Below are 24,769 nucleotides of genomic sequence, written 5' to 3'. Positions count from 1 at the left end.
CTTCTTTTGAGAGTTACTCTCATTTCATGGCCACTGTCACTACCTCGACCGTCGCGCGGCAGGACCCCCGCCGCTGGTGGGCGCTCGGCGCCCTGGTCGCGAGCATGCTCGTGCTCGGTTTCGACATGACTATCCTCAACGTCGCCCTGCCGACGATGGCCGCGCAGCTCGGCGCGAGCACCGGTGAGCAGCAATGGATGGCCGACGCGTACGTCGTCGTGTTCGCGGCACTGATGCTCCCGGCCGGGCTGCTCGGCGACCGGTTCGGACGGCGCCGGATGCTGATGACCGGCCTGGGGATCTTCCTGGCGGGCTCCGTCGTCGGCACCCTCGCCGACGACGTCTCGCTCGTCGTCGTGGCACGCGCCGTCATGGGCGTCGGCGGCGCCCTCGTCATGCCGCTCGCGATGGCCGTGCTGCCCGCGCTGTTCGGGCCCGGCGAGCGGACCAAGGCCGTCGGCATCGTCTCCGCCGCCTCCGCGCTCGGCGCGCCGCTCGGACCGATCATCGGCGGCTGGCTGCTCGACCACTTCTGGTGGGGGTCGATCTTCCTGATCAACATCCCGATGGTCGCGATCGGCCTCACCGCCTGCCTGTTCCTGCTGCCCGAGACCCGCGACCCCGCGTCCCCCAAGGTCGACACCGTCTCCACGGCCCTGACCGCCGCCGGACTCGGAGCGCTCATCTACGGCATCATCGAGGCGCCGGGACGCGGCTGGAGCGACCCGCTCGTCCTCGGCATGCTCGCGGCCGCCCTCACTCTCCTCACCGCGCTCGTCCTGCGCGAGCGGCGCATGACGCGCCCGATGCTCGACATGACGCTGCTGCGCAACCGCGCCTTCTTCCTCAACACGATGGCGGCGACGCTGGTCATGTTCGTGCTGTCGGGCCTGATGTTCGTGCTGCCGCAGTACCTTCAGACGGTCCTCGGCAACGACGCGTTCGGCACCGGCCTGCGGATGCTGCCGATGATGGGCGGGCTGCTGGTCGCCGCGAAGGGCGCGGAGCCGGTCGTGCGGCGGTTCGGGGCGCGGGCGGTGATCAGCGGCGGGCTCGTCGTCCTCGCCTTCGCCGCGATCCTCGGCAGCCGCACCGACGTCGACAGCGGCTACGGCTTCACCGCGCTGTGGCTCTCGGTGGCCGGCCTCGGTTTCGGCTTCGCCATCGTGCCGTCCATGGACTCGGCGCTGGGCGCGCTGCCCGTGGAGCGGGCGGGATCCGGCACGGGGCTGCTCATGACGGTACGGCAGGTGGGCAGCGCCCTCGGGATCGCGATGCTCGGCTCGCTCCTCGCGGGCACCTACGCGAGCCGCCTCGACACCGGAGGCCTGCCGGGACCCGCGGCCGACGCGGCCGGTGACTCGGTGGTCGCCGGGCACGGGGTCGCCGAACGGCTGGGCGCGCCGGGGCTCGTGCGGTCCGCCGACTCCGCGTACCTCGACGGCATGGGCCTCGTCATGCTGGTCAGCGGTGTCGCCGCGCTGGTGACGGCACTGTGCGTGGCGGCACTGCTGCCCGGGCCGCGGGCCGATGGCCGACAATGACGTCATGACGGCCGCACGTACCCCCGCCCCCGCGGGCGCCCCCCTACCGGGGCTCCGCGAGCGCAAGAAGCTCAAGACCCGCCTCGCGATCCGGGACGCGACGTACCGGCTGATCCGGGAGCAGGGGTACGAGGCGACGACGGTCGAGCAGATCGCGGAGGCGGCGGAGGTCTCGCCGTCCACCGTCTTCCGCTACTTCCCGACCAAGGAGGACATCGTCCTCACGGATGAGTTCGACCCGTTCCTGGAGACGCAGTTGCGGGAGCGGCCCGCGGACGAGCCGATCGTGGAGTCGCTGCGGCTCGTGCTGCGGCGGGCCGTCGCCTTCGGCTTCGCGGAGGAGCCGGAGGTCTCCAGGCTGCGGACGAGGCTGATGCTCGAGGTGCCCGCGGTGCGCTCGCGGATGCTGGAGAGCATGTCGGTCACCGGCGGCATCCTGTGCCGGGTCATCGCCGAGCGCACCGGGCGTGACCCCGGCGACCTGGAGGTGCGGGCCTTCTCCATGGGCCTGATCGGCGCGCTCACCGAGACCGCGGCGTACTGGGCGGAGCGCGACCACGAGGACGACCTGCCCTCGCTGGTCGACCGGACGCTGGACGTGCTGACGGCGGGGTTCGCGGGACCCGCCGACGCGGGCGGGCACGCGTGAGGGCACGAGGGAGGGCACGAGGGAGGGCACGCGTGAGGGGCGGGGAAAAACCCGCGTCGTCACCGCACCCGGCGTGCCATCCTGACCGCATGATGAACGGTCCGGAGATCCTCCTCGCCTTCGCCCCCGAGCTGGGGATCTTCGTCCCGCACGGGCGAAGGGGCGGCCCCACGCGGGCCGTTACGGACGGCGCGTCCACGCTCGGGCACGTCGTCGAGTCGCTCGGCGTCCCGCTGACGGAGGTCGGCGCGCTGGTGGTCGACGGCCGCGAGGTGGCGGTCGGGCACATCCCCGCGGCGGGCGAGAGCGTCACCGTCCGCGCGGTGACCCGCCCCCAGGAGGTGCCGGGCGCCCCGCTCCGCTTCCTCCTCGACGTCCACCTCGGCACGCTCGCCCGCCGCCTGCGCCTCCTGGGTGTCGACGCGGCGTACGAGAGCACGGACATCGGCGACCCGGCCCTCGCCGCGCGTTCGGCGGCCGAGCAGCGGGTCCTGCTGAGCCGCGACCGCGGCCTGCTCCGGCGCCGGGAGCTGTGGGCGGGGGCGTACGTCTACAGCGACCGCCCCGACGACCAACTCCGCGACGTCCTCGGCCGCTTCGCCCCGGAACTGCGCCCCTGGACCCGTTGCAGCGCCTGCAACGGCACGCTGCGCCCGGCCACGAAGGACGAGGTGGCGGACCGCCTGGAGGGCGGCACCCGCGGCACGTACGACGTGTTCGCGCAGTGCGGGTCCTGCGACCGCGTCTTCTGGCGCGGCGCCCACCACGACCGCCTCGAAGGAATCGTGCGGCGGGCGATGGAGGAGTTCGGCGACGCGGGGACGGCCGACCTCACGGCTCGTACAGCGGCAGGAAGTTGATCACGGCTTCCTCGTACGGGTGGGCCGCCCGCACCGCCTCGAGGACGGCGCGAGCCTGCTCCTGGCCGCACACGGACTCCACCCGGCACTCCGCGCCCCGCTGCACGACGCCGACCTCCCCGTCGTAGGGATCGGCGCCCGGCAGCGGCAGCCACGTCCCGTTGACGGGCCACCAGCTCGCACACCGCGCGTAATCCCCGACCCGCCCCGCACCGGCCGCGTGGAGCGCGTCGATGACCTGCTCCACGTGGCTCTCCGGGACGGCTATCTCTATCTTCAGACGCACCATGCGGGGACCCTAACCGGCGGCCTACGACAGCTGTTCCGCCAGCACCGCCGGATCCGTCGTCGGCGCGCTGCAGACGAAGCCACGGCAGACGTACGCCGCGGGGGCGCCGTCGACCAGCGGGCGGTCGGCGAGGAGCGGGAGTTCCGTGCCGCCCTCCGGGCCCGCCGCGACGACCGCTCCCGGCGCCGTGCCGAGCAGCGCCGTGCGGTGCAGGTCGCCCAGGACGTCGCCGATGACCGCCACCTCGCGCGGGCCGTCGAGCGCGGCCTCCGCGACCGCGAGGCCGTGGCCGATGAAGCGCGGCACGCGGGGGCCGAGTGCCTTGACGATGCCGAGTGCGCGCTCCGCCGCGGTGCGGTGGGGCTCGGCGCCCGTGTGCGCCGCGTAGGAGAGGAGCGCGCCCGCCGCCGCCGTCCAGCCGGAGGGCGCCGCGTTGTCGGTGGGGTCCTGCGGGCGGCGGATGAGCTGCTCCGCGTCGGCCGCCGTGTCGTACAGCGCGCCGCTCTCCGCGTCCACGAACTGCGCGAGGACGTGGTCGAGGAGGAACCCGGCGAACTCCAGCCACACGCCCTCGCCGGTGACCGCGGCCAGCGCGAGGAAGCCCTCCGAGACGTCGGCGTAGTCCTCCAGGACGCCCGCGTTGGCCCCGGCCCTGCCGTCCTTGGAGGTACGGGCGAGACGGGCGCGCGGGTCCATGTGGAGACGTACGAGAAGGTCGCCCGCGCCCACCGCGGCCGCGATCAGGTCCGGCCGGTCGAAGTACGCGCCGACCTCGGCGAGCGCGGCGACGGCCAGGCCGTTCCACGCGGCGACCACCTTGTCGTCACGGCCGGGGGCGGGCCGCTCGGCACGCGCCGCGAGGAGCCGCTCCCGGATCGCGGCGAGCCGTGCGGCGTCCGCCACCGGCCCCTCCGTGCGCGGCAGTTGCAGCACGGAGGCACCCTTCTCGAAGGTGCCCTCCTCCGTCACCCCGAAGCAGGCCATCGCCAGCTCCGCGTCGTCCTCGCCGAGGACGTCACGCAACTGCTGAGGAGTCCATACGTAGTACGCGCCCTCGACGTGCGCGCCCGTCACCGGGTCCTCGCTGTCCGCGTCGAGCGCGGAGGCGAACCCGCCCTCGTTGGTGCGGAGTTCGCGGACCATGAAGTCCGCCGTCTCCAGGGCGACGCGGCGTGCAAGCTCCGAGCCCGTGGCCCGCCACAGATGGGCGTACGCACGGCACAGCAGCGCGTTGTCGTACAGCATCTTCTCGAAGTGCGGCACCACCCACTCGCGGTCCACGGAGTACCGCGCGAAACCGCCGCCCAGCTGGTCGTAGATGCCGCCGCGCGCCATCCGCTCGCACGTGTCGGCCGCCATCTGCAACGCGCCCTCGGCGCCCACGCGCGCGTAGTGCCGCAGCAGGAACTCGATGACCATGGACGGCGGGAACTTCGGGGCACCGCCGAAACCGCCGTGCGTCGCGTCGTAGTCCCGGGTGAGCCCGAGCAGCGCCTGCGCCAGCTCGTCCTCGCCGGGCCGCTCGTCGGTGTTGTGGGTGAGCTGCCGCTCCCCCAGGTCCCGCACGATCTTCCCCGCCACCTCGTCGACCTCACCGCGCCGGTCCGTCCACGCCCGGTGGACGCCGTCGAGGACCTGCGGGAAGGAGGGCATCCCGTGCCGCGGCTCCGGCGGGAAGTACGTACCGAAGTAGAACGGCTCGGCGTCGGGCGTGAGGAAGACGGTCATGGGCCAGCCGCCCTGGCCCGTCGCGGCCTGCACGGCCTCCATGTAGACGGCGTCGACGTCGGGCCGCTCCTCGCGGTCGACCTTGATGTTCACGAAGTTCCGGTTCATGAGCGCGGCGGTCGCCTCGTCCTCGAAGGACTCGTGCGCCATGACGTGGCACCAGTGGCAGCTGCTGTAGCCGACGCTCAGCAGCACCGGCACACCCCGCTCGCGCGCCTGATCGAAGGCCTCTGCCGACCAGGGCCACCAGTCGACGGGGTTGTCGGCGTGCTGCAGGAGGTAGGGGGACGTCTCTTGGGCCAGTCGGTTCGGCATGCCCCCCATCCTCGCGCACACCCGGCCCTGATCCACGGACGCCCTCGCGCCCGCGCCCCGTAGGCAGGACACTTGTGGCCGCAGGGAACTGTTGCTCTCGGAGGGGGAACCCATATGCGGGACAGCCATCGGGCCGAGGCCGAGCGGCTGTTGGTACGGGCCGTGGAGGACGAGGTCCGTCGTTCGGGCGGGCGCGTCGACGGGGGCGTGCTGCTTTCGCGGGCGCGCGGCGCGCTGGACGCCATGGCTCAGACGGCGGCGGAGGAGTACGGCGCGTACAGCGGCGCGCTCGACGAGGCGGAGGCCGGGCGGCTGAGCTTCAAGCAGCGGTACGCGCGGGAGGGGGCGGGAACTCCGCTCCTCGTCGCGGTGGTTGCGGCGCTCGCGGCCGGGGTCTCCGACCTGTCGTTCGGCACGAGCGTCGGCACGGCCCTCGGCACCGGCGCGGTCGTCGCCGTGGCGGGCGCGGCGGCCACCGTCGTGAAGGTGACGGCCTCCCACGTCCCGGCGGCCAGCCGCCGCGCGGGCGAGCTCAGCAGGCCGGGCGGGCCCGAGCAGCTGCGGTTGCAGTGGCTGACGGCCCTTGAGGTGCGCGGCATCCGGCCCTTCCTGGACCAGCAGCGGGTCCTCGCCGCGTCGACCGGCGCGCACACGGCGAAGAAGGCGGCGCCGCAGCTGCGCGGTACGGACAAGAGCGCGGCGGCACGCAGGCGCAGCGTCCTGGAGCAGTCCTTCACCCAACTCACCGAGACGACGGCGCCCTTCGTGGGCCGCAGGGCCGAGCTGGGGCGGATCGCGCAGTGGGTGCACGCGGCGCGCGCCAGCACCGATACCCGGCCCACGGTCGTCGTGCTGCACGGCGTGCCGGGCTCGGGGCGGACCTCGCTGGCGGTGCGCGCGGCGCACGACCTGCGGGACCAGTTCCGCGGCGCGTGCGTCGTGGACCTGCGCGGCGACACCCCGCAGGAGTCCCCGATGTCCACCCGCGACGCGCTCCTGCACCTGCTGAATCGATTGGGCGCCCCGCGCGAGCAGCTGCTCTTCCGTGAGCGCGCATCCCAGGAGCAGCAGCTCAAGCGGCTCAGCGAGCTCTACCACCAGTACCTGACGGGCCTCGCGGTGACGATCGTCCTCGACGACGCCAGCGACGCCGAGCAGGTCCGCACCCTGGTCCCCGAGCGCTCGGACAGCCTCGTCCTCGTCACCGCCAGGGAGCCCCTCGAGCTGCCCGGCGACCTGCCCGCGTGGGTGCACACGCTGCCGGTCGAGGCGCTGGACGAAGCGGGCGCCGAGGAGCTGCTCCGCGCCTCCGCGGAGGACGCCTCCGGGCCCTACGACGCCGCATCCGCCGACACGATAAGGGAGTTGTGCGGCGGTCTGCCGCTGGCGCTGCGCGCCGCGGGCTCCTCGCTCGGCCCGCGGACACCGAGCCTGCTCGCATCGGACCTGTCGGCGTACGGCCCCGCGGACAAGGTCGGCCCCGTCGAGCGCGTCCTGTGGCTGCGCTACGCCGACCAGTCCGAGCAGGCCAGGCGGCTGCTGCGGCGCCTGGCGCTCGCTGGGCGCGCCTCGCTGGGCGCGGCCGCCGCGGCGGCGCTGCTCGGCACCGACGAGCAGGAGGCGGCCCGGCAGCTGACCGCCCTGTCCCGCGCGGGGCTCGTCGAAATGCCCCGCCCCCGCGACCGCGAAGGCACCGAGGCTCCGCCCGGCAGCCGCTACCGCCTGCACGACGTCGTCCGTTCCTTCGCCCGCACCCGCCTCCTCGACGAGGAGGAGCCCGCCGAGCGCACGGCCGCCCAGGAACGCCTCATCGCCAGCTACGGGGAGCTGGCCGACACCGTGATCCGCCTGGTCGACGGCAAGACGTCCACCCGCGCCGACACTCTTCTGAAGGGCGCAGCCGGGCAGCACGGGTTCACCTCCCTCGAAGCGGCGCTGCGCTGGCTCGACGACGAGTCGACGTTCATCACGGCGGCGCTGCGGCACGCGGAGGGCGTCGACCAGCGGGCCGTGCTCAACCTCCTGGGCGCCCTGTGCGACTACTGCCTGCTCCGCGGCGACCTCTACCGGCTCGGCGAGATCAACGAACTCACCCAGGCCATCGACCAGGGCCTCCTCGGCCGCAGCGTGCAGTGGCGCACCGGCATCGCCGCCCGCCAGCTCGGCGAGCTCGACCAGTCGCGTACGACACTCAACTCCGTCGTCGACCTGTACTTCGAGGCCCACCAGGACGCGGCCGCCGCCCGCGCGCTCGGCTCCCTCGGCATCACACTCCACCACCAGGGCAATCTGACGGAGGCCGCCGCACGGCTCACCGAGGCGCTCGATCTGCAGGCGGCCGACGAGCTGGCGGGCGACCGCGCCTGGACGCTGCACGCGCTCGCGGCGGTCGAGCGGGACCGCGCCCACCTCGCGCACGCCCTCGACATGCTGGACACGGCGCTCACCCTGCACCGCGCGAGCGGCTCGGTGCACGGCGAGGCCTGGACGCACTTCCAGCTCGGCCAGCTCTGCCTGCGCATGGGCGACGTACCGCGCGCGGAGGGCGAGCTGCGCGACGCCCTCGAGCTGTACGGCCGCACCCGCGACCAGCGCGGCGAGGCCTGGGCCATGACCCAGCTGGCCCGGGCCCGCCTCGTCGACGGCGACCCCTCACCGGCCGTCGACGGACTGCGCCAGGCGGTGTCCCGGCACCGCGACAACGACGACGCGCGCGGCGAGGCGTGGTCCCTGTACTACCTGGGCCAGTCCCTGGAGGAGGCGGGCAGCCTCGACCAGGCGGTGCGCGACCTGGAGCGGGCCCGCACGATGTTCTCCCGGATGCGGGACGTGTACGGCCTGGCCTGCGCCCGGCACCACTCGGCGCGCGCCACCCGCGATCTGCGCGCCGCGCAGACGGGTTCGCTGCGCAACTCCGGCTTCGCACGCCAGCTCCTGGTGGACGCCCGCGCCGACTTCCAGCGCATCGGCGTCGCGCACGGCGAGGCCTGGACGTGCCTGGAGCTGGTGGTCGTGGACGCGGGCAACAACCGCAGTCAGCAGGCGCTCGCCCTGTGCGACGAGGCCATCGAGCTCTTCGCCTCGTACGGCGACCGCCGCGGCGGCGACTGGGCCCGCTTCCTGCGCTGCACCCTGCTGCCGTACGCCTCGCCGGGCGGCTGGGAGATCGGCACGGCGGTCGCCCAGGAGGAGCTGAATCAGCTCTCCCGCGACGACCACCCGACGCGCGACGGCAAGCTCACCGAGTGCGTCCAGGCGTACGCCCTGCTCCTGGAGCGCGGCGCGGACCTGGAGGCGGGCTGGCAGGCCTGGCGCCTGGGGATGGTGCCGAGCCGGCACGCGCGGGAGGTCATGGGGGTGGACGTACCGGAGCGGCGCTGAACGGGGGGTGTGGGCGCCCGCTTTCCCCCAAACGAGGTGTTGTCACCACTGACGGGCTACGGCCGTGAGCGCGCGCGGCCGTCCCGGGTGACGCTCATATGGACCGCCTTCTCCTTCTGCGAAGAGGTATCCATGCGTACGCGCAGCATCGTCACCGCAGCCGCTCTCACCTTCGTCACTGTGCTCGGTGGCGCCGGCGCCGCGATCGCGGACGGCCCCGACGCCGTGGGCACGACCGGCAACTCCCCCGGCGTCCTCAGCGGCAACAACCTTCAGGTCCCCGTCGACGTCGGCCTCAACCTCTGCGGCAACACCGTCGACGTGCTGGGCCTGCTCAACCCGGCCACCGGCAACAAGTGCAAGACCAACGGCTGACGGCCGAAACGGCCTGACACCCCATGTGCGCCCCCCGGACGCGCTCCGCGCATCGGACGTATGAGCCGTGCGGACGGGTGGGCTTCCGCGGAAGGCCGTGTACGGCCGGAACCAGCCGGACAAGCCTTCTTGCGATCATCACACCCACAAGAAAGGACGCTTCATGCGTATTCGTACTGCTGTAGCCACCACTGTCCTGGCCGCTTTCACCGTCCTCGGCGGCGCGGGCGTCGCCTCGGCCGACGGCCACGACGGAGACGACGGCACCGGCTACGGTATCGAGAGCGGCAGCGACATCAACACCGTGCACCACGAGAACACCGCCGCGGTCTTCGGCGACATGGAACTGGACTGACCGGAAGCACCACGGCAGCACAGGCACAGAACTCAGTCCCCTCTCGCCTTCGGGCGGGAGGGGTCCGGGTTGTCCAGGGGTCCTAGCTCCGGGAGGCCGACTCCTGCGCGGACTCCTTCGCCGACCCCTTCTCCGACTCCGCGTCGCTCTCCGGGTCCTTGAAGTCGACCTTGCGCATGTGCTTGTTCATCGACTTCATGAGGCCCCAGACGGCCAGCGCCATCACCGCGAAGACGATGAAGCCGAGCACGCCGGGCGTCACCTTGTCGTCGTCGACCTCCTTGGCAAGAGGGACGAGATGCGTCATTGCCAGATGTACGTTCACGCTAGGCATTGTCGCGGATGCCCGCAAAGAGGTCGTCCTCGGGGAGGGAAGTATCGACGAGCGACTTCGCGAGCTCGTACTCCTCCGTGGGCCAGACCTCCTTCTGGATCTCCATCGGCACCCGGAACCATCCGCCGTCGGGGTCGATCTGCGTGGCGTGCGCGATCAGCGCCCTGTCGCGGGTCTCGAAATACTCGGCACACGGAACGTGCGTGGTCAGCGTGCGCTCGACCCGCTCGAACTCGTCCCAGCGCTTCAGCCAGTCCCCGTACGGCGACTCCAGGCCGCGGTCGAGCATCGCGTGGTGCAGCGCCTCGGTGCGCGGACGGTTGAAGCCCTGGTTGTAGTACAGCTTCCGCGGCTGGAAGACCGGGCCGAACTCGCTCTCGGGGTACTTCTCGGGGTCCGCGGCTCCGTCGAACGCCACCATCGTGATCTTGTGGGTCATGATGTGGTCGGGGTGCGGGTACCCACCGTTCTCGTCGTAGGTCGTGATGACCTGCGGACGGAAGGAGCGGATCTGCCGGACCAGCTCGCCGGCCGCCTTGTCGACGTCCTCCAGGGCGAAGCAGCCCTCGGGCAGCGGCGGCAGCGGGTCGCCCTCGGGCAGACCGGAGTCGACGAAGCCGAGCCAGTCCTGCTTGACGCCGAGGATCTCGCGGGCCCTGTCCATCTCCTTCCTGCGCACCTCGTGGATGTTCTCCTGGATGTAGGTGTCACCCTGGAGCTTCGGGTTGAGGATGTCGCCGCGCTCCCCGCCCGTGCAGGTCACGACGTGCACGTCCACCCCTTCGGCCACGTACTTGGCCATGGTGGCCGCGCCCTTGCTCGACTCGTCGTCGGGGTGGGCGTGTACGGCCATCAGTCGCAGCTGCTCAGTCAAGACTTCGATCCTCAAGGTATTGGGCGCCCTCGTGATTCCGGCGCATCAGGCGGCTTCTATAGTGACGGAACCGGGGGGCGGAAAATTCCGGCATCCCCTGTTCCTGGAGGACGATCATGGCGGCGGCGGGCTCGAAGCTCCCCGAGGGGCTTCCCGAAGGGCGGTACGGCCGCTCGCGCACGGCTGACGAAGCCGCCGACCGCAAGCTGAAGATCGTCGGCTCGGTGCTCGGCGTCCTGCTGCTCGGCGTCGTCGGCTGGTTCGGATACGACTACATCAACGGCGCGAAGCTCAGCGGCGAGGTCATCAAGTTCGACGTGGTCTCGGACCACGCCGTCGAGGCCCACCTCGAAGTCCGCAAGGACACCGATGCCAAGGGCTACTGCACCCTGCGCTCGCAGGCCGAGTCGGGCAACGAGGTCGGCCGCAAGGACTTCCGCTTCGACGGGCACACGGACCGCATCGACCGCGTCGTCACCCTCCGCACCACGCAGAAGGCCACCAGCGTCGAGCTGCTGGGCTGCCACTCCGACTGAAGTCGGGCAGCTTTACCGCGCTCACCTGCGTAGACGCAAATCTGATGGCTTATGTCCTCCCCCTTGGGCGCCTGAATTGTTAGGCTCGTGGTTTCGCCCACCCGAGAAGGAACATTCTTCTGGGTAGGGCGATGCTTTGTATTCCCAGTACCTACGAGGAGCACCTGTGACCCAGACCAGCGACAACGTCACCTGGCTGACCCAGGAGGCGTATGACAAGCTCAAGAAAGAGCTTGAGTACCTGTCTGGTCCCGCGCGCACCGAGATCGCGGCGAAGATCGCGGCAGCGCGTGAGGAGGGCGACCTGCGTGAGAACGGCGGGTACCACGCGGCCAAGGAGGAGCAGGGCAAGCAGGAGCTCCGCGTCCGCCAGCTGACCCAGCTCCTGGAGCACGCGCGAGTCGGCGAGGCGCCCGCGGACGACGGCGTGGTGGAGCCCGGCATGGTCGTCACCATCGCCTTCGACGGCGACGAGGACGACACGTTGACGTTCCTGCTCGCCTCCCGTGAGTACGCGAGCGCCGACATCGAGACGTACTCGCCGCAGTCCCCGCTGGGCACCGGCGTGAACGGCAAGCGGGTGGGCGAGGACGCGCAGTACGAACTGCCGAACGGCAAGTTCGCCTCCGTCAAGATCATCGCGGCGAAGCCGTACTCGGCCTGACGCTTCACTTCTCGGCCCCGACAGAGCCCCGGCACATACCGCGCCGGGGCTCTGTCGTTCCGCGACGACAACGGCAAGTGGTACTCGCTGACCGAGCCGCGCGACGAACTCGACCTGAGCGCGGACCGGGCGTGACGGGACAGCATCAGCGACGTGGCGGCCTCTGCTGGAGCTGCTCCCGCCGCCGTCGGGCGGCGACGGACAGGAGCTCGGCGACCCCCGGGTCCGCCGCGTCCTCCGGGCCGTGCAGTTTGATGTGACGGGCCCACTTGCCGGTCCCGGTCAGCAGCCCTCCCGTGTCGTACGGCTCAAGCGCCACGCCTTCGCTGAACATCAGGTTCACGTGCCGGGCGTGCAGGACGACACCGGCGATCAACCCCTTGTACGTGCCGGGGGCGAAGGTGAAAGCAAGCATCCGGGCCGCCGCATCGAACTCCTCGACCGCGTCGGGAATCGCCTCGTCGGCCACCACGCGTGCCTGCCGCGCGGTCCGTGCGACCTCGTCCCCGGCCGCACCGAGCAACTCCTCCCAGGTCTCCGGGCCCGGCTCCGTCGACACCATGAAGCTTCCCCCTCTCAGGGAAACCCCCCGCTCAGCCGTGCGCCGACCGGTACTTGCGTACCGCCAGCGTGCGGAAGATGAGGACGATCAGGACCGAGTAGAGCAGCGAGGCCCAGACCGGGTGTTGCATGGGCCAGGCGTCGGACGGGGAGACCCCCGGGTTGCCGAAGAGTTGGCGGCAGGCCTGGACGATGGCGCTGAAGGGGTTCCAGTCGGCGACATGCCGCAGCCAGGGCGTCATCTGGCTGGAGTCCACGAACGCGTTCGAGATGAACGTGACGGGGAAGAGCCAGATGATGCCGCCCGACGTGGCCGCCTCCGGGGTGCGGACGGAGAGGCCGATGAGCGCGCCGATCCACGTGAACGCGTACCCGAGCAGGAGCAGGAGTCCGAAGCCCGCCAGAATCCGTCCCGCGTTGGTCGGCTCCGCGGAGCCCGTCCTCCAGCCGACGAGCAGCGCCACGACCGCGAGGACGACGAGGGTGATCGCGGTCTGCACGAGGTCGGCGACCGTGCGTCCGGTCAGGACCGCGCCGCGCGCCATGGGCAGCGAGCGGAAGCGGTCGACCAGGCCCTTCTGCATGTCGTCCGCGATGCCCGCCGCCGAGCCCGCCGTGGCGAAGGTGACGGTCTGCGCGAAGATGCCCGCCATCAGGAAGTCTTTGTAGACGTCGGGGTCGGTGCTGTCGCCGATCTTCATGGACCCGCCGAAGACGTACGTGAACAGCACCACGAACATCACCGGCTGGATGACCCCGAACAGGACCATCTCCGGGATGCGGGACATCCGGATCAGGTTCCGGCGGGCGATGACCAGAGAGTCCCGCACGGACTGCCCGATGCCCCCGGTGGGCCGGGGCGCCAGGGACCGCTTCGCGTCAGTTGCGGTGCTCACTTGTCCGCCTCCTTCTTGCGCTTGGTGTCCGTGGCCGCGCGCTGGGACTTGGCGTCGGCACCGTCTCCGCTGGTCTCGTCCGCGGTTTCGGCGACGTGTCCCGTGAGGGAGATGAAGACGTCGTCGAGGGTCGGGCGGCGCAGGCCGATGTCGTCGATCTCTATGCCGCGGGCGTCCAGCTCGCGGATGACCTCGGCGAGCAGCTTGGCGCCACCCGTGACGGGGACGGTCAGCTTGCGGGTGTGTTCGGCGACGGCGACCTCGCCCTTGCCGAAGCCGCGCAGGACCTCGGAGGCGGTGGCGATGTGGTCACGGTCGTGCACCACGACCTCGACGCGTTCGCCGCCGGTCTGGGCCTTGAGCTGGTCGGACGTGCCGCGGGCGATGACGCGGCCGTGGTCGACGACGCAGATGTCGTGTGCGAGGTGGTCGGCCTCTTCGAGGTACTGCGTGGTGAGGAGCAGCGTCGTGCCGCCCGCGACCAGTTCCTGGATGACCTCCCACAGCTGCTGACGGTTGCGCGGGTCCAGGCCGGTGGTGGGCTCGTCCATGAACATCACCGGGGGCGAGACGACGAGCGCCGCGGCGAGGTCGAGGCGGCGGCGCATGCCTCCGGAGTACGTCTTGGAGGGGCGGTCCGCGGCGTCCGCGAGGTTGAACCGGTCAAGCAGTTCCGCCGCCCTGACCTTCGCCTCCTTGGCCCGCATCTGGTAGAGCTGGCCGACCATCTGGAGGTTCTCACGGCCCGTCAAGTACTCGTCCACGGCCGCGAATTGGCCGGAGAGGCCGATGGAGCGCCGGACCTCGTTGGGGTGCTTCAGTACGTCGATGCCCGCGACGACCGCTCTGCCGCTGTCGGGGGTGAGCAGCGTCGTCAGGCAGCGGACCGCCGTGGTCTTCCCCGCGCCGTTCGGCCCGAGCAGGCCGAGCACGGTACCTTCCGGGACATCCAGATCGACGCCGTCCAGAGCCCGTACGTCGCCGAAGGTCTTCACCAGACCTTCGGCGTAGATGGCGCCTGGCATGTGGGTTCTCCCCTGGTGTGATGGCTTCGGGTGGTGTCTTCCAGTGCATCAGGTGGGTTGGTGGGTTTCTACGCAAAAGCTTAGATTTGCCGGACTTCCCACGCCCGGCGACGCCTCGGCGACGCCCGGCGACGGGTGGTGCAGGTGACGAGGAGCACACCATAACGCGATACATCGCGTTGTCTCAGCTGTTTTACCAAAGTCACCTGCGCGGCCGCGCCGACGCCGATACCGGTACTGATACCGACACCGACACCGACGCCCCGTCTCAGTCGATGACCGTGTAGCCCGCCGCCCGCAGCGCCGCGCCCACCTCGACGCAGTGCTCCGGCCCCTTCGTCTCCAGATGCAGCTCCACCTCGGCCTCGGTGAGCCCGAGCCGGGGATCCGTGCGCACGTGACTCACGTCGAGGACGTTCGCGTCCACCTCCGACAGGACGCCGAGCAGCGTGGCCAGGGCGCCCGGCCGGTCCGTCAGGCGCAGCCGCAGCGAGAGGTAGCGGCCCGCCGCCGCCATGCCGTGGCGCAGGATCCGCTGCATCAGGAGCGGGTCCACGTTGCCGCCCGAGAGGAGCGCCACCACCGGGCCCTCGAACGCCTTCGGGTCGCTCATCAGGGCCGCGACCGGACTGGCACCGGCCGGCTCGACGACCATCTTGGCCCGCTCCAGGCAGAGCAGCAGCGCACTGGAGAGCGCGTCCTCGGAGACCGTCACGACGTCGTCGACCAGGTCCTCGACGAGCCGGAACGGCACGTCGCCGGGGCGGCCCACCTTGATGCCGTCGGCCATCGTCGCCGGGTTCCTGACCGACACCGGGTGGCCCGCGGCGAGCGACGGCGGGTAGGCCGCGGCCCCGGCCGCCTGCACGCCGACGATCTTCACGTCCGGCCGCATCGCCTTCACCGCGACGGCGATGCCCGCCACGAGCCCGCCGCCCCCGATGCCGACGACGAGGGTGCGCACCTCGGGGCACTGCTCCAGGATCTCCAGACCGACCGTGCCCTGCCCCGCGATGATGTCGGCGTGGTCGAAGGGGTGGATGAAGACCGCGCCCGTCCGCTCCGCGTACTCCTGCGCGGCGGCCAGCGTCTCGTCGACCACCTGACCGTGCAGCCGCACCTCAGCCCCGTAGTCCCGCGTCGCCGCGACCTTGGGCAGTGGCGCTCCGGCGGGCATGAACACCGTGGAGCGCACGCCGAGGAGCGAGGAGGCCAGCGCCACGCCCTGGGCGTGGTTGCCCGCGCTCGCGGCGACCACTCCGGCGGCGCGCTCCTCGGGGAGCAGGCCCGCGATCCGTACGTAGGCACCGCGCAGCTTGAACGAACCCGTCCGCTGGAGGTTCTCGCACTTGAGGTGCACAGGGGCCCCGACCAGGCCGGACAGGTACCTGCTGCCCTCCATCGCCGTCATCCGGGCCACTCCGGAGAGCATCTTCTGCGCACCGCGTACGTCGTCGAGGGTCACCGTGTGGAGGGACTTCGGCAAGGAGTGCGGCGTGCGGTAGCTCATGACGGCAAGTCTTGCAGCCGACGCCCGAGTCCTCCTGGGATGACCAAGGAACGAGACCGTTATCGCGTGGGTTTGCGCAGCGCAGGTACGGTACGCGCCGCGGCCGCGTACCCTGTCCCCCAACCCATCGCCCTCGCATGAAGTGAGCCCCCGGCCATGCCCACAACTCCGGACATGACGACCGCCAGCGATCCCGCCCTCCTGGACAGCCTGCAACACCAGGTGGCGGTCTTCGCCCGCCGCGCGGAGCAGACCCGTCTCGGCGGCGTCGGCCAGGTCCGCAACTCCATGGACCGTGCCGCGTATCTGCTGCTCAACCGCCTCGACAAGGAGGGGCCGATGGGTGTCAAGGCGCTCGCGGCGAGCATGGGCATCGACTCCTCGACGGTGACGCGGCAGGTCGCGCCGCTCGTCGACACCGGCCTCGTCAAGCGCACCTCGCACCCCGAGGACGGCCGCGCCGTGGTGCTCCAGCTGTCGCCGCGCGGTCAGGCCAGGCTCGACGAGGTCCGCTCCTCGCGGCGCGAGCTGATGGCCGAGCTGACACAGGACTGGGACCCGGCGGAGCGCGAGAGCTTCTGCGCGCTCCTCACACGCTTCAACTCCGCCCTCTCCGCGCGGCAGACGTCACAGACGTCACCTGTAGGAGAGGTTTCGGCCACTCCGGAGTCTTGACCCCGGCCCCGCCTCTGGCCTCATATGAGACCGGGATCCTCCTTCCTTCCGGCCGGGAGGCGCGGTGCGAGAACGGCAGGCGCTCCAGAGCGCCCGCCGTGCCCGGGAGTTCGAGGCGTTCGTCGCGGGCGCGGCAGGGCGGCTCCTGCATGCCGCGACACTGCTCACCGCCGAACCCCCTGACGACAACCCACGCGCGCGTGCCCTGCTGACCGCGGCGCTCGCCCACACGTACGCGTCGTGGGACCGGCTGCGCGGCGAGGATCCGTACGACCTCACCCGTCAGCAGGTCGCCCTGCGCTTCGGGCGCGCGGCCTGGCGCCGCCACCGCGGCCACGGCGGGGTCCTGGGCCCGCTGAGCCCCCAGGAGCGGCTGATTCTCGTCCTGCGCATGTACGAGGGTGTGGCGGAGGAGCAGACCGCGGCGCTTCTCGGGCTGCCCGCCGAACGGGTCCGGGTGATCTGTGCCCGGGCGACCGCGACGGTGCTGCACCCGCCGCGCGGTCCCGCGCCGGCCCGGGCGCTGAGCGGGGCGGCGCCGTCATGAGCCAGTACGAGCGCAAGGAAGAGGCGGTCCGGCGGCTCCTGGAGGGCACGACGCCCGCCGTGCCGCCCGAACTCCTCGACGACGCGGTACGGCGGGGCAGCCGGGCGCTGCGGCGCCGTACGGCGGCGCGGCGGGCGTTCTGGACGCTGCTGCTCGTCGCCGCGGTGGTGTTCGTCGTGTGGGCGTCCGTCGCCAGGCCGTGGGTGGAGCCGCCGACGGACACGACTCCACCCCTGACGCGCTGGTGACGGACTCCTGGTGGCTAGCCCAGCGCCTGCTGCAGGTCGGCGACGAGGTCGTCCGCCGACTCGATGCCCACCGAGAGCCGTACGAGGTCTCCGGGGACCTCCAGGGCGGAGCCCACCACGGAGGCGTGCGTCATGCGGCCCGGGTGCTCGATCAGGGACTCGACGCCGCCCAGGGACTCGCCCAGGGTGAACAGCTTCGCCCGGTTGCAGACCTCGACGGCCGCCTCCTCGCCGCCCTGCACCCGGAACGACACCATGCCGCCGAAGGACCGCATCTGCTTGGCGGCGACCTCGTGACCGGGGTGCTCCGGAAGGCCCGGGTAGAGAACGCTGCTCACGCGCGCGTGCCGGGTCAGCATCTCGGTGACCTTGGTGGCGTTCTCGCTGTGCCGGTCCATGCGCACCGCGAGGGTCTTGATGCCGCGCAGCACCAGCCAGGCGTCGAAGGGCCCGGCGACGGCGCCCATCGCGTTCTGGTGGTACGCCAACTCCTCGCCCAGCTCCGCGTCGTTGACGACGAGCGCGCCGCCGACGACGTCCGAGTGGCCGCCCATGTACTTCGTCATGGAGTGCACGACGACGTCCGCGCCGAGCGCCAGCGGCTGCTGGAGGTAGGGGCTGGCGAAGGTGTTGTCGACGACGAGACGCACACCGGCCTCGCGGGCGATCTGCGCGACCGCGGCGATGTCGGTGATGCCGAGCAGCGGGTTGGAGGGGGTCTCCACCCAGATCGCCTTCGTACGGTCGGTCAGCGCGGCGCGCACGGCCTCCGGGTCGGAGGTGTCGGCGACGGACCACTCCACGCCCCACCGCGAGACGACCTTGGCGAAGAGCCGGAAGGTGCCGCCGTACGCGTCGTTGGGGATGACGACGTGGTCGCCGGGGCTGAGCAGCGTACGGAGAAGGCAGTCCTCGGCCGCGAGGCCCGACGCGAAGGCGAGTCCGCGGCTGCCGCCCTCCAGTGCGGCCAGGTTCTCTTCGAGGGCGGTCCTCGTCGGGTTGGCGCTGCGGCTGTACTCGTAGCCGCCGCGCAGACCGCCGACGCCGTCCTGCTTGTAGGTCGAGACCTGGTAGATGGGCGGGACGACGGCGCCGGTCAGGGGGTCGGCGGTGTTGCCCGCGTGGATGGCCACGGTTTCGAAGCTCTGCGTGCTGTGCGAGTCACTCATGCGGCCTGAGCGTAGTGCGCGCACGGGTCCTTCTGCCGGGTCGGTCCGGGTACGTCCCGGCAGGTTGGCCAATTGTCCGACGCGTCTGGTTCGCTTGTCCCATGGAGATTCTCTGGTTCCTGTTCGCGGTGATCATGATCGGTGCGGTCCTGGGGCCCGTACTGCTGCGCAGGCGCGGCGGAATCCGGCAGGTGGCACCCGGCTCGCCGGACGCCGCGGACCCGGCTGACTACGGCTTCCTCCGGCAGGAGGAGCTGGACATCCGCATGCCCGGGCCGGACGCGGATCTCCTGGAAGTGCTCGACCTGGTGCAGCGCACGCAGGAGTGGAAGGCCGCCTCGCAGCTGCTCGTCGGCACGGAGACGCACGGCGAGCGTCGCTGGCAGCGCGTGCAGGCCTTCGCGGGCGCGGCCTCCCTGGAGCTGCAGCAGCGGCCCGGCGGCGTCAGCGACAACCCCGGCGGGCAGTGGCTGCGGGTGTGGCGTGCCGAGACGCCCAAGGACGCGGGCGGCGCGGCGGTGCACGCGGAGTTCCTCGTGCAGCAGGCGTGGCGCACGGCGGAGCAGGGGACGGACGAGTTCCGGATCATCCTGGAGGAGGCGAAGGAGGCGTGCGCGCAGGCGGCGCTGCTCGCCCCCGGTGACCCGGTCCCGTACATCATCGAGCTCTCCATCGCGCGCGGACTGGCGTACCCCCGCGAGGAGTTCGAGCAGCTCTGGCTCAAGATCCTGGACCGCGCGCCCGCGCACATGGGCGCCCACCTCGCGGCGCTGCACTACTGGTGCGAGAAGTGGCACGGCTCGCGCGACCTGGCGTACAACTTCGCGGAGGCGGCGGCCGCCCGCGCGCCCCGCGGCTCCCTCCTCGCGGCGCTCCCCCTCTTCGCGGTGTACGAGCACCTGCCCGAGGTCAACCTGGTGCGCGGGTTCTACGAGAGCGAGGTCGTGCTCAAGGCCGTCGAGGGCGCCCTGTTCGCGGTGCACTCAGCGCGCGCGGACGACCCGATGCTGTCGCACGTCCGGCACCTCCTCGTCTTCTTCCTGGTCCGCTGCCAGCGCTGGTCGGAGGCGATGAACCAGCTGGTGCACGTGGACGGCCACGTGGGCGCGCTGCCCTGGACGCTCTCCGCGGACCCCGCTTCGGACTACGCGGTGTACCGCGCGCTGGCCGTCGCGGGGTACGAGGCGAACGGCGGCAGCCCGGCGACGCTCCCGCACTGAGCGCGGGCGCCCCCGCCGGAATGCGTCACCCCGGCCATACGTTGACGGGGTAGACCCCTGTCACGCACGAGGAGAGACCGCATGATCTTCGGCCGCACGCCCGAGCTCCCCACCGCCGAGCAGGCCCTCAAGGGCCGGGCGACCCCGGAATTCGAGGTCCCCTCGCGCCACACGGTCCTCGGCAACCCGCTGCTCGGCCCCTACCCCGACGGCCTGGAGGTGGCGGACTTCGCGCTGGGCTGCTTCTGGGGCGCGGAGCGCAAGTTCTGGCAGGCCGAGGGCGTCTGGACGACGTACGTCGGCTACCAGGGCGGTTTCACGGAAAACCCCTCCTACGAAGAGGTGTGCTCCGGCCTGACGGGCCACACGGAGGCGGTCCGCGTCGTCTTCGACCCGTCCGAGGTCACGTACGCCGAGCTCCTGAAGCTGTTCTGGGAGTCCCACAACCCCACGCAGGGCTTCCGCCAGGGCAACGACGTCGGCACGCAGTACCGCTCGGCGATCTACACGCACTCCTCCGAGCAGGAGGAGACGGCGCAGGCGTCCCTGGCGGCGTACCAGAAGGTCCTGGCGGCCTCCAACTACGGCAAGATCACCACGACGATCCTGCCGGCGGCCGACCGCACGTTCTGGCCGGCGGAGGCGTACCACCAGCAGTACCTGGACAAGAACCCCGACGGTTACTGCGGCATCGGCGGCACGGGCGCGACGCTCGACGCTCCTTCGGAGACGAACTGGGGCCGTGCCTGCCCGACCGGCATCGCACCCGCTGGCGACTGAGGAACTGCCTCCCCAGGTACGGCTGTACGGCTGAGGCACACCCCGCCCGACCTCAGGACTGACCCGCTGAGGGTTCTGAGGGCGGCGAAAGCGTCACTCGGTAGAAGTCCTGGCCCCCTCCACCTCCATGGACGGGCGGAGACAGCGGCGACAGCTGTGACGACGGCAACCGCCATGTGTCTGCCGCCCCCGGCCCCGCGCCCCCTCTGCCCTCAGCGAATCTGCCACGGGCCGAGATTTCTGACAGGGGGCTTCGACGCGGGCAACAGTGGCGGTGGAGCGGGGCGTTGGGTCTCGCCTCGGGGATTTGGGAGGCGTTATGGGCATGGGCGTACGGGACAGGGCGCGGGACGTGCGGGGGGAGGAGGGGGACACCGTGCCGTCGCGGTTCGACGATCACCTCGCCGCGCAGCTGCTCAATCAGCGGATCGTGTTCCTCGGGACGCAGGTCGACGAGGTGTCCGCCAAACGCGTGTGCGCGCAGATGCTGTTGCTGTCCGCGGAGGATCCGAAGACCGACATCAGCCTGTACATCAACAGTCCGGGCGGGTCCGTCACCGCCGGGCTCGCCATCTACGACACCATGCGGCTCGTCCCGAACGACGTGGCGACCCTCGCCATGGGGTTCGCCGCCAGCATGGGGCAGTTCCTGCTCAGCGTCGGCACCGCCGGCAAACGGTTCGCGCTGCCCAACGCGCGGATCATGATGCACCAGCCATCCGCCGGCATCGGCGGCACCACCGCGGACATCGCCATCCAGGCCGAGAACCTGGAGTACACGAAGCGGACCATCGAGCGGCTCACCGCCGAGCACACCGGGCAGAGCGAGGAGACGATCTCGCGGGACGGCGACCGCGACCGGTGGTTCACCGCCGAGCAGGCCAAGGAGTACGGGATGGTCGACCACGTGGTCGCCTCGCTGGACGACGTACGGCCCGCCGGGTCGAAGCGCCGTATCGGGCTCGGAATCTGAGGAGGGGAGAGGGAGCGATGAGTCAGTACACCATTCCCACCGTCGTCGAGCGCACCCCGCAGGGCGGCGAGCGCGCCTACGACGTCTACAGCCGGCTGCTCTCCGAGCGGATCATCTTCCTCGGGACGGAGATCGATGACGGAGTCGCCAACGTCGTCATCGCGCAGCTCCTGCATCTGGAGTCGTCCGCGCCGGAGCGCGAGGTGTCCATCTACATCAACTCGCCCGGCGGATCCTTCACTTCGCTGATGGCCATCTACGACACGATGAGCTTCATCACCGCGCCGATCTCGACGTTCTGCGTCGGCCAGGCCGCGTCGACGGCCGCCGTGCTGCTCGCCGGCGGCGACCCCGGGCGGCGGTTCGTCCTCGACCACGCCCGCGTGCTGCTCGGGCAGCCCGCCAGCCGCGGCCGGCAAGGGACCGTGTCCGACCTCAGCCTGCAGGCCAAGGAGATGGTCAGGATCCGGTCCCAGGTGGAGGAGGTGCTCGCCCACCACACGCACCACGACATCGCGACGCTCCGCGCCGACATGGACCGCGACAAGGTCTTCACCGCGCAGGAAGCGGTGGCGTACGGACTCGCGGATCAGGTGCTGAGCAGGCGGACCCTGCCGGCCGCGGCCGCGGCCTGATCAAGCCGCCAGGCGGACCTCGCCCTGGTACGACGCCCTGGCCGGCCTCACGCGGGGAAGGCCGGCCAGCCGCGTCTGCGCCAGGGAGAGGAGGTCGGGCAAGCCCAGGCCCAGTGCGCGGGCAGCGGCCGCGAGGACCTCGGAGGAGGCCTCCTTGCGGCCGCGCTCCAGCTCGGAGAGGTACGGCATGGAGATCCGGGCGGCGTCCGCCACGTCCTTGAGCGTGCGCTCCTGCGCGAGGCGCTCACCGCGCAGGACGTCGCCGACGACGTCGCGCCAGAGGGGTTCCTTCTCGCCCGCGGGGCGTGCAGGGACCGCCACCCCGGTCGGCGCCGCGGGCGGCGTCGCCTTCACCGGGCGCAGGTGGATGACGCGGGCTTCGTTCGCCTTCTGGCGCTCTTGGCTGCTCACTGGCCCAGCGTAGGAGCGATACGGCCGTCGGCGCAGGGTGGAGCGTTCCGCCTCCCGCGAAATCCGCGGCCCGGGTTCGGGTTCGGCCACCGGCACGCGCTACTTCTGCGGCGAACCCACCGCCGACGCGTCCCGCCCCCAGCTGGCGAGCAGCCGCAGGCCCTGCGCCGACGCCGACTCCGGCTCCGCGTGGTACATCAGCAGGGACTGGTCGCAGTCGTCCGGCAGCCGCAGCGTCTCGAAGGACAGGGTCAGGTCGCCCACCAGCGGGTGGTGCAGGTGCTTGACGCCGTGGCCCTTCTCGCGGACGTCGTGCGTGGCCCACAGGCTCCTGAACTCCTCGCTCTTCACGGAGAGTTCGCCGACCAGAGAGGACAGGTCGGGGTCGTTGGGGTAGCAGCCCGCGTCCATGCGCAGGTAGCTGACGATGTCCGACGCCTTCTGCTCCCAGTTCACGAAGACGTCGCGCGAGCGCGGGTCGAGGAAGCAGATGCGCGCCCAGTTCCGGTCGGCCGACGCGAGCTCGCCCCAGTCGCCGAAGAGGGCAGCGGCGAGTGCGTTCCAGCCGAGGATGTCCGTGCGGCGGCCCACCACGTACGCGGGCACGGTCTGGATGGAGTCGAGGAGCTGCTGCAGCGCGGGCCGCATGTGCTGCTGACGCGCCGCCCGCTTCTTCTTGAGCGCCTTCGGCTTCGCGAGGCGCGTCAGGTGGGCGTGCTCGGCGTCGGTCAGGCGCAGGGCGCGCGCGATGGCGTCGAGGACCTCGCCGGAGACGTTGCGGCCGTTGCCCTGTTCGAGCCGCGTGTAGTAGGCGACGGAGACCCCGGCGAGCTGGGCGAGCTCCTCGCGGCGCAGGCCGGGCACCCTGCGGTGCCGTCCGAAGTCGGGCAGGCCGACGTCGTGGGGTTGCAGCCGCGCCCTGCGGGTGCGCAGGAACTCGCTCAGCTCCGCCCGACTGTCGAGGAGCGCGGGGTTGTCGTCCATGCTCTCCAGTATCCAGGCTCGCCGTCCGGTATCCAGGGGCGTAGGCCTGGGAGCCTGTCCCCGCCAGTGGTAGGCACAGTGGTCGTAGGCAGAATGGGTGTCTGGGCGACACCGCAGGTCAGTGGCAGCCTCGGTGACATGACTGAGCAGATCACCACCGTTTCCGCCTACGCCGCTCCCGCCCCCGAGGCGCCCCTGGAGCGGACCACCGTGCCGCGCCGCGCCGTCGGCGAGTCCGACGTCCTGATCGACATCAAGTACGCCGGTATCTGCCACTCGGACATCCACCAGGCCCGCGACGGATGGGGCGAGGGCATCTACCCGATGGTGCCCGGCCACGAGATCGCCGGTGTCGTCACCGAGGTCGGTCCCGGTGTCACCAAGTTCACCGTGGGTGACCGCGTCGGTGTCGGCTGCATGGTCGACTCCTGCCGCGAGTGCGAGAACTGCAAGGCGGGCCTGGAGCAGTACTGCGTGCAGGGCAACGTCCCGACGTACAACGGGCTCGGCAAGGACGGCGAGCCGACCTACGGCGGTTACTCCACGCACATCGTCGTGGACGAGGCGTTCACCGTCCGCATCCCCGACGGGCTCTCCCTCGATGTGGCCGCGCCGCTGCTCTGCGCCGGCATCACCACGTACTCCCCGCTGCACCGCTGGCAGGCGGGCCCCGGCAAGAAGATCGCCGTCGTCGGTCTCGGCGGGCTCGGCCACATGGCCGTCAAGATCGCGCACGCCATGGGCGCGGAGGTCACCGTCCTCTCCCAGAGCCTGCGCAAGAAGGACGACGGCCTGAAGCTGGGCGCCGACCACTACTACGCGACCAGTGACGACGCCACGTTCGAGCAGCTCGCGGGCTCCTTCGACCTGATCCTCTCGACGGTGTCCGCGCCGCTCCCCCTGGACAAGTACCTGGGTCTGCTGCGCTCCGAGGGCGCCTTCGTGAACGTCGGCGCCCCCGAGGAGCCGGTCTCGCTGAACCTGTTCTCCGTGATCGGTGGCGGCAAGACCCTCGCGGGTTCCATGATCGGCGGCATCCAGGAGACGCAGGAGATGCTGGACTTCTGCGCCGTGCACGGGCTCGGCTCGGAGATCGAGCTGATCCGCGCCGACCAGATCAACGAGGCGTACGAGCGGGTCCTGGCCAGCGACGTGCGCTACCGCTTCGTGATCGACACCGCGACGATCTGACGCGTCCGCACGGCCTGGTCCTAGGCCCTATGGCGCACCC

General features: G+C 71.4%; 27 protein-coding genes. 16 read left to right on the top strand and 11 right to left on the bottom strand.

The features are described 5' to 3' along the window. Window positions 1-26 precede the first annotated feature (26 nt). The 3 genes from NOO62_RS25530 to NOO62_RS25520 all read left to right on the top strand — a co-directional run bounded on the left by NOO62_RS25530 (window position 27) and on the right by NOO62_RS25520 (window position 3,053). Window positions 27-1,544: an MFS transporter gene (locus NOO62_RS25530; RefSeq protein WP_268773184.1), complete on the top strand. Its 1,518-nt coding sequence runs from the start codon at window positions 27-29 to the stop codon at window positions 1,542-1,544. A 4-nt stretch (window positions 1,545-1,548) separates the two neighbouring features. Then, entirely contained in the window at window positions 1,549-2,193 is a 645-nt protein-coding gene (locus NOO62_RS25525; RefSeq protein WP_268773183.1) for a TetR/AcrR family transcriptional regulator, read from the top strand. Window positions 2,194-2,285: 92 nt separating this feature from the next. Then, the gene (locus NOO62_RS25520) at window positions 2,286-3,053 is read left to right on the top strand and encodes a Mut7-C RNAse domain-containing protein (protein WP_268775771.1); all 768 of its coding nucleotides are present in this window, start codon (window positions 2,286-2,288) and stop codon (window positions 3,051-3,053) included. Here NOO62_RS25520 and NOO62_RS25515 read toward each other — a convergent pair. Next, a complete protein-coding gene (locus tag NOO62_RS25515; RefSeq protein WP_268773182.1) occupies window positions 3,025-3,342 on the bottom strand; it encodes a hypothetical protein in 318 nt (105 codons plus the stop codon). The two genes, NOO62_RS25520 and NOO62_RS25515, sit on opposite strands and share 29 nt — an antisense overlap. 21 nt (window positions 3,343-3,363) lie before the next feature. Continuing rightward, window positions 3,364-5,385, bottom strand: coding sequence for a thioredoxin domain-containing protein (locus NOO62_RS25510; protein ID WP_268773181.1), 2,022 nt, complete (start codon window positions 5,383-5,385; stop codon window positions 3,364-3,366). Between the two features lie 114 nt (window positions 5,386-5,499). Here NOO62_RS25510 and NOO62_RS25505 point away from each other — a divergent pair, with 114 nt between their 5' ends. The 3 genes from NOO62_RS25505 (at window position 5,500) to NOO62_RS25495 (ending at window position 9,496) form a co-directional block, all read left to right on the top strand. Continuing rightward, window positions 5,500-8,766 carry a tetratricopeptide repeat protein gene (locus tag NOO62_RS25505; protein WP_268773180.1) on the top strand — a complete coding sequence of 1,089 codons (3,267 nt, stop codon included), beginning with the start codon at window positions 5,500-5,502 and terminating at the stop codon, window positions 8,764-8,766. A 132-nt stretch (window positions 8,767-8,898) separates the two neighbouring features. Beyond that, a complete protein-coding gene (locus NOO62_RS25500) occupies window positions 8,899-9,141 on the top strand; it encodes a chaplin (protein WP_268773179.1) in 243 nt (80 codons plus the stop codon). A gap of 163 nt (window positions 9,142-9,304) precedes the next feature. After that, a complete protein-coding gene (locus NOO62_RS25495) occupies window positions 9,305-9,496 on the top strand; it encodes a hypothetical protein (protein WP_268773178.1) in 192 nt (63 codons plus the stop codon). A gap of 82 nt (window positions 9,497-9,578) precedes the next feature. Here NOO62_RS25495 and NOO62_RS25490 read toward each other — a convergent pair whose 3' ends face one another. After that, window positions 9,579-9,803 carry a hypothetical protein gene (locus NOO62_RS25490; RefSeq protein WP_268775770.1) on the bottom strand — a complete coding sequence of 75 codons (225 nt, stop codon included), beginning with the start codon at window positions 9,801-9,803 and terminating at the stop codon, window positions 9,579-9,581. Window positions 9,804-9,822: 19 nt separating this feature from the next. Next, window positions 9,823-10,704, bottom strand: a complete 882-nt coding sequence (gene mca / locus NOO62_RS25485) for a mycothiol conjugate amidase Mca (protein WP_268773177.1) — start codon at window positions 10,702-10,704, stop codon at window positions 9,823-9,825. A gap of 116 nt (window positions 10,705-10,820) precedes the next feature. Between mca and NOO62_RS25480 the strand changes: the two genes are divergently transcribed. Together NOO62_RS25480 and greA are read left to right on the top strand one after the other, a co-directional pair. Next, the gene (locus tag NOO62_RS25480) at window positions 10,821-11,240 is read left to right on the top strand and encodes a DUF4307 domain-containing protein (RefSeq protein ID WP_268773176.1); all 420 of its coding nucleotides are present in this window, start codon (window positions 10,821-10,823) and stop codon (window positions 11,238-11,240) included. A 166-nt stretch (window positions 11,241-11,406) separates the two neighbouring features. Beyond that, window positions 11,407-11,904, top strand: a complete 498-nt coding sequence (gene greA, locus NOO62_RS25475; protein WP_268773175.1) for a transcription elongation factor GreA — start codon at window positions 11,407-11,409, stop codon at window positions 11,902-11,904. A gap of 145 nt (window positions 11,905-12,049) precedes the next feature. On the opposite strand, the gene NOO62_RS25470 is transcribed toward greA, so the two are convergent. The 4 genes from NOO62_RS25470 to ilvA all read right to left on the bottom strand — a co-directional run bounded on the left by NOO62_RS25470 (window position 12,050) and on the right by ilvA (window position 15,896). Further along, complete coding sequence (locus NOO62_RS25470) at window positions 12,050-12,466, bottom strand: hypothetical protein (RefSeq protein ID WP_268773174.1); 417 nt, start codon at window positions 12,464-12,466, stop codon at window positions 12,050-12,052. A 31-nt stretch (window positions 12,467-12,497) separates the two neighbouring features. Continuing rightward, complete coding sequence (locus NOO62_RS25465) at window positions 12,498-13,361, bottom strand: ABC transporter permease (protein ID WP_268773173.1); 864 nt, start codon at window positions 13,359-13,361, stop codon at window positions 12,498-12,500. Then, on the bottom strand, window positions 13,358-14,386 hold the full coding sequence (locus tag NOO62_RS25460) for an ATP-binding cassette domain-containing protein (RefSeq protein ID WP_268773172.1): 1,029 nt from the start codon (window positions 14,384-14,386) through the stop codon (window positions 13,358-13,360). The genes NOO62_RS25465 and NOO62_RS25460 overlap by 4 nt, the downstream gene beginning before the upstream one ends. A gap of 268 nt (window positions 14,387-14,654) precedes the next feature. Then, complete coding sequence (ilvA, locus tag NOO62_RS25455) at window positions 14,655-15,896, bottom strand: threonine ammonia-lyase (protein ID WP_268773171.1); 1,242 nt, start codon at window positions 15,894-15,896, stop codon at window positions 14,655-14,657. Between the two features lie 156 nt (window positions 15,897-16,052). Between ilvA and NOO62_RS25450 the strand changes: the two genes are divergently transcribed. The 3 genes from NOO62_RS25450 to NOO62_RS25440 all read left to right on the top strand — a co-directional run bounded on the left by NOO62_RS25450 (window position 16,053) and on the right by NOO62_RS25440 (window position 17,366). Beyond that, window positions 16,053-16,571, top strand: a complete 519-nt coding sequence (locus NOO62_RS25450) for a MarR family winged helix-turn-helix transcriptional regulator (protein WP_268773170.1) — start codon at window positions 16,053-16,055, stop codon at window positions 16,569-16,571. A 64-nt stretch (window positions 16,572-16,635) separates the two neighbouring features. Then, complete coding sequence (locus tag NOO62_RS25445; RefSeq protein WP_268773169.1) at window positions 16,636-17,118, top strand: sigma factor-like helix-turn-helix DNA-binding protein; 483 nt, start codon at window positions 16,636-16,638, stop codon at window positions 17,116-17,118. After that, window positions 17,115-17,366, top strand: a complete 252-nt coding sequence (locus tag NOO62_RS25440) for a hypothetical protein (RefSeq protein ID WP_268773168.1) — start codon at window positions 17,115-17,117, stop codon at window positions 17,364-17,366. The genes NOO62_RS25445 and NOO62_RS25440 overlap by 4 nt, the downstream gene beginning before the upstream one ends. 14 nt (window positions 17,367-17,380) lie before the next feature. On the opposite strand, the gene NOO62_RS25435 is transcribed toward NOO62_RS25440, so the two are convergent. Then, window positions 17,381-18,535 carry a cystathionine gamma-synthase gene (locus tag NOO62_RS25435; protein WP_268773167.1) on the bottom strand — a complete coding sequence of 385 codons (1,155 nt, stop codon included), beginning with the start codon at window positions 18,533-18,535 and terminating at the stop codon, window positions 17,381-17,383. A gap of 101 nt (window positions 18,536-18,636) precedes the next feature. Here NOO62_RS25435 and NOO62_RS25430 point away from each other — a divergent pair, with 101 nt between their 5' ends. The 4 genes from NOO62_RS25430 to NOO62_RS25415 all read left to right on the top strand — a co-directional run bounded on the left by NOO62_RS25430 (window position 18,637) and on the right by NOO62_RS25415 (window position 22,143). Continuing rightward, the gene (locus NOO62_RS25430) at window positions 18,637-19,755 is read left to right on the top strand and encodes a hypothetical protein (protein WP_268773166.1); all 1,119 of its coding nucleotides are present in this window, start codon (window positions 18,637-18,639) and stop codon (window positions 19,753-19,755) included. Window positions 19,756-19,836: 81 nt separating this feature from the next. Further along, complete coding sequence (gene msrA / locus NOO62_RS25425) at window positions 19,837-20,535, top strand: peptide-methionine (S)-S-oxide reductase MsrA (protein WP_268773165.1); 699 nt, start codon at window positions 19,837-19,839, stop codon at window positions 20,533-20,535. Between the two features lie 325 nt (window positions 20,536-20,860). Next, window positions 20,861-21,508 carry a ClpP family protease gene (locus NOO62_RS25420; RefSeq protein ID WP_268773164.1) on the top strand — a complete coding sequence of 216 codons (648 nt, stop codon included), beginning with the start codon at window positions 20,861-20,863 and terminating at the stop codon, window positions 21,506-21,508. Between the two features lie 17 nt (window positions 21,509-21,525). Continuing rightward, on the top strand, window positions 21,526-22,143 hold the full coding sequence (locus tag NOO62_RS25415; protein WP_268773163.1) for a ClpP family protease: 618 nt from the start codon (window positions 21,526-21,528) through the stop codon (window positions 22,141-22,143). On the opposite strand, the gene NOO62_RS25410 is transcribed toward NOO62_RS25415, so the two are convergent. Both NOO62_RS25410 and NOO62_RS25405 read right to left on the bottom strand, forming a co-directional pair. Next, on the bottom strand, window positions 22,144-22,497 hold the full coding sequence (locus tag NOO62_RS25410) for a helix-turn-helix domain-containing protein (RefSeq protein WP_414931013.1): 354 nt from the start codon (window positions 22,495-22,497) through the stop codon (window positions 22,144-22,146). A 156-nt stretch (window positions 22,498-22,653) separates the two neighbouring features. Beyond that, window positions 22,654-23,538 (bottom strand): helix-turn-helix transcriptional regulator, encoded by an 885-nt coding sequence (locus tag NOO62_RS25405; RefSeq protein ID WP_268773161.1) that lies wholly within the window; start codon window positions 23,536-23,538, stop codon window positions 22,654-22,656. 138 nt (window positions 23,539-23,676) lie between these two features. Between NOO62_RS25405 and NOO62_RS25400 the strand changes: the two genes are divergently transcribed. Beyond that, on the top strand, window positions 23,677-24,729 hold the full coding sequence (locus NOO62_RS25400; protein ID WP_268773160.1) for an NAD(P)-dependent alcohol dehydrogenase: 1,053 nt from the start codon (window positions 23,677-23,679) through the stop codon (window positions 24,727-24,729). Window positions 24,730-24,769: the final 40 nt, after the last annotated feature.

The sequence above is a fragment of the Streptomyces sp. Je 1-369 genome, from assembly GCF_026810505.1.
GTDB lineage: Bacteria > Actinomycetota > Actinomycetes > Streptomycetales > Streptomycetaceae > Streptomyces.
The sequence above is the reverse complement of the archived record's forward strand: the minus strand, read 5'-3'. Positions and strand labels throughout refer to the sequence as shown.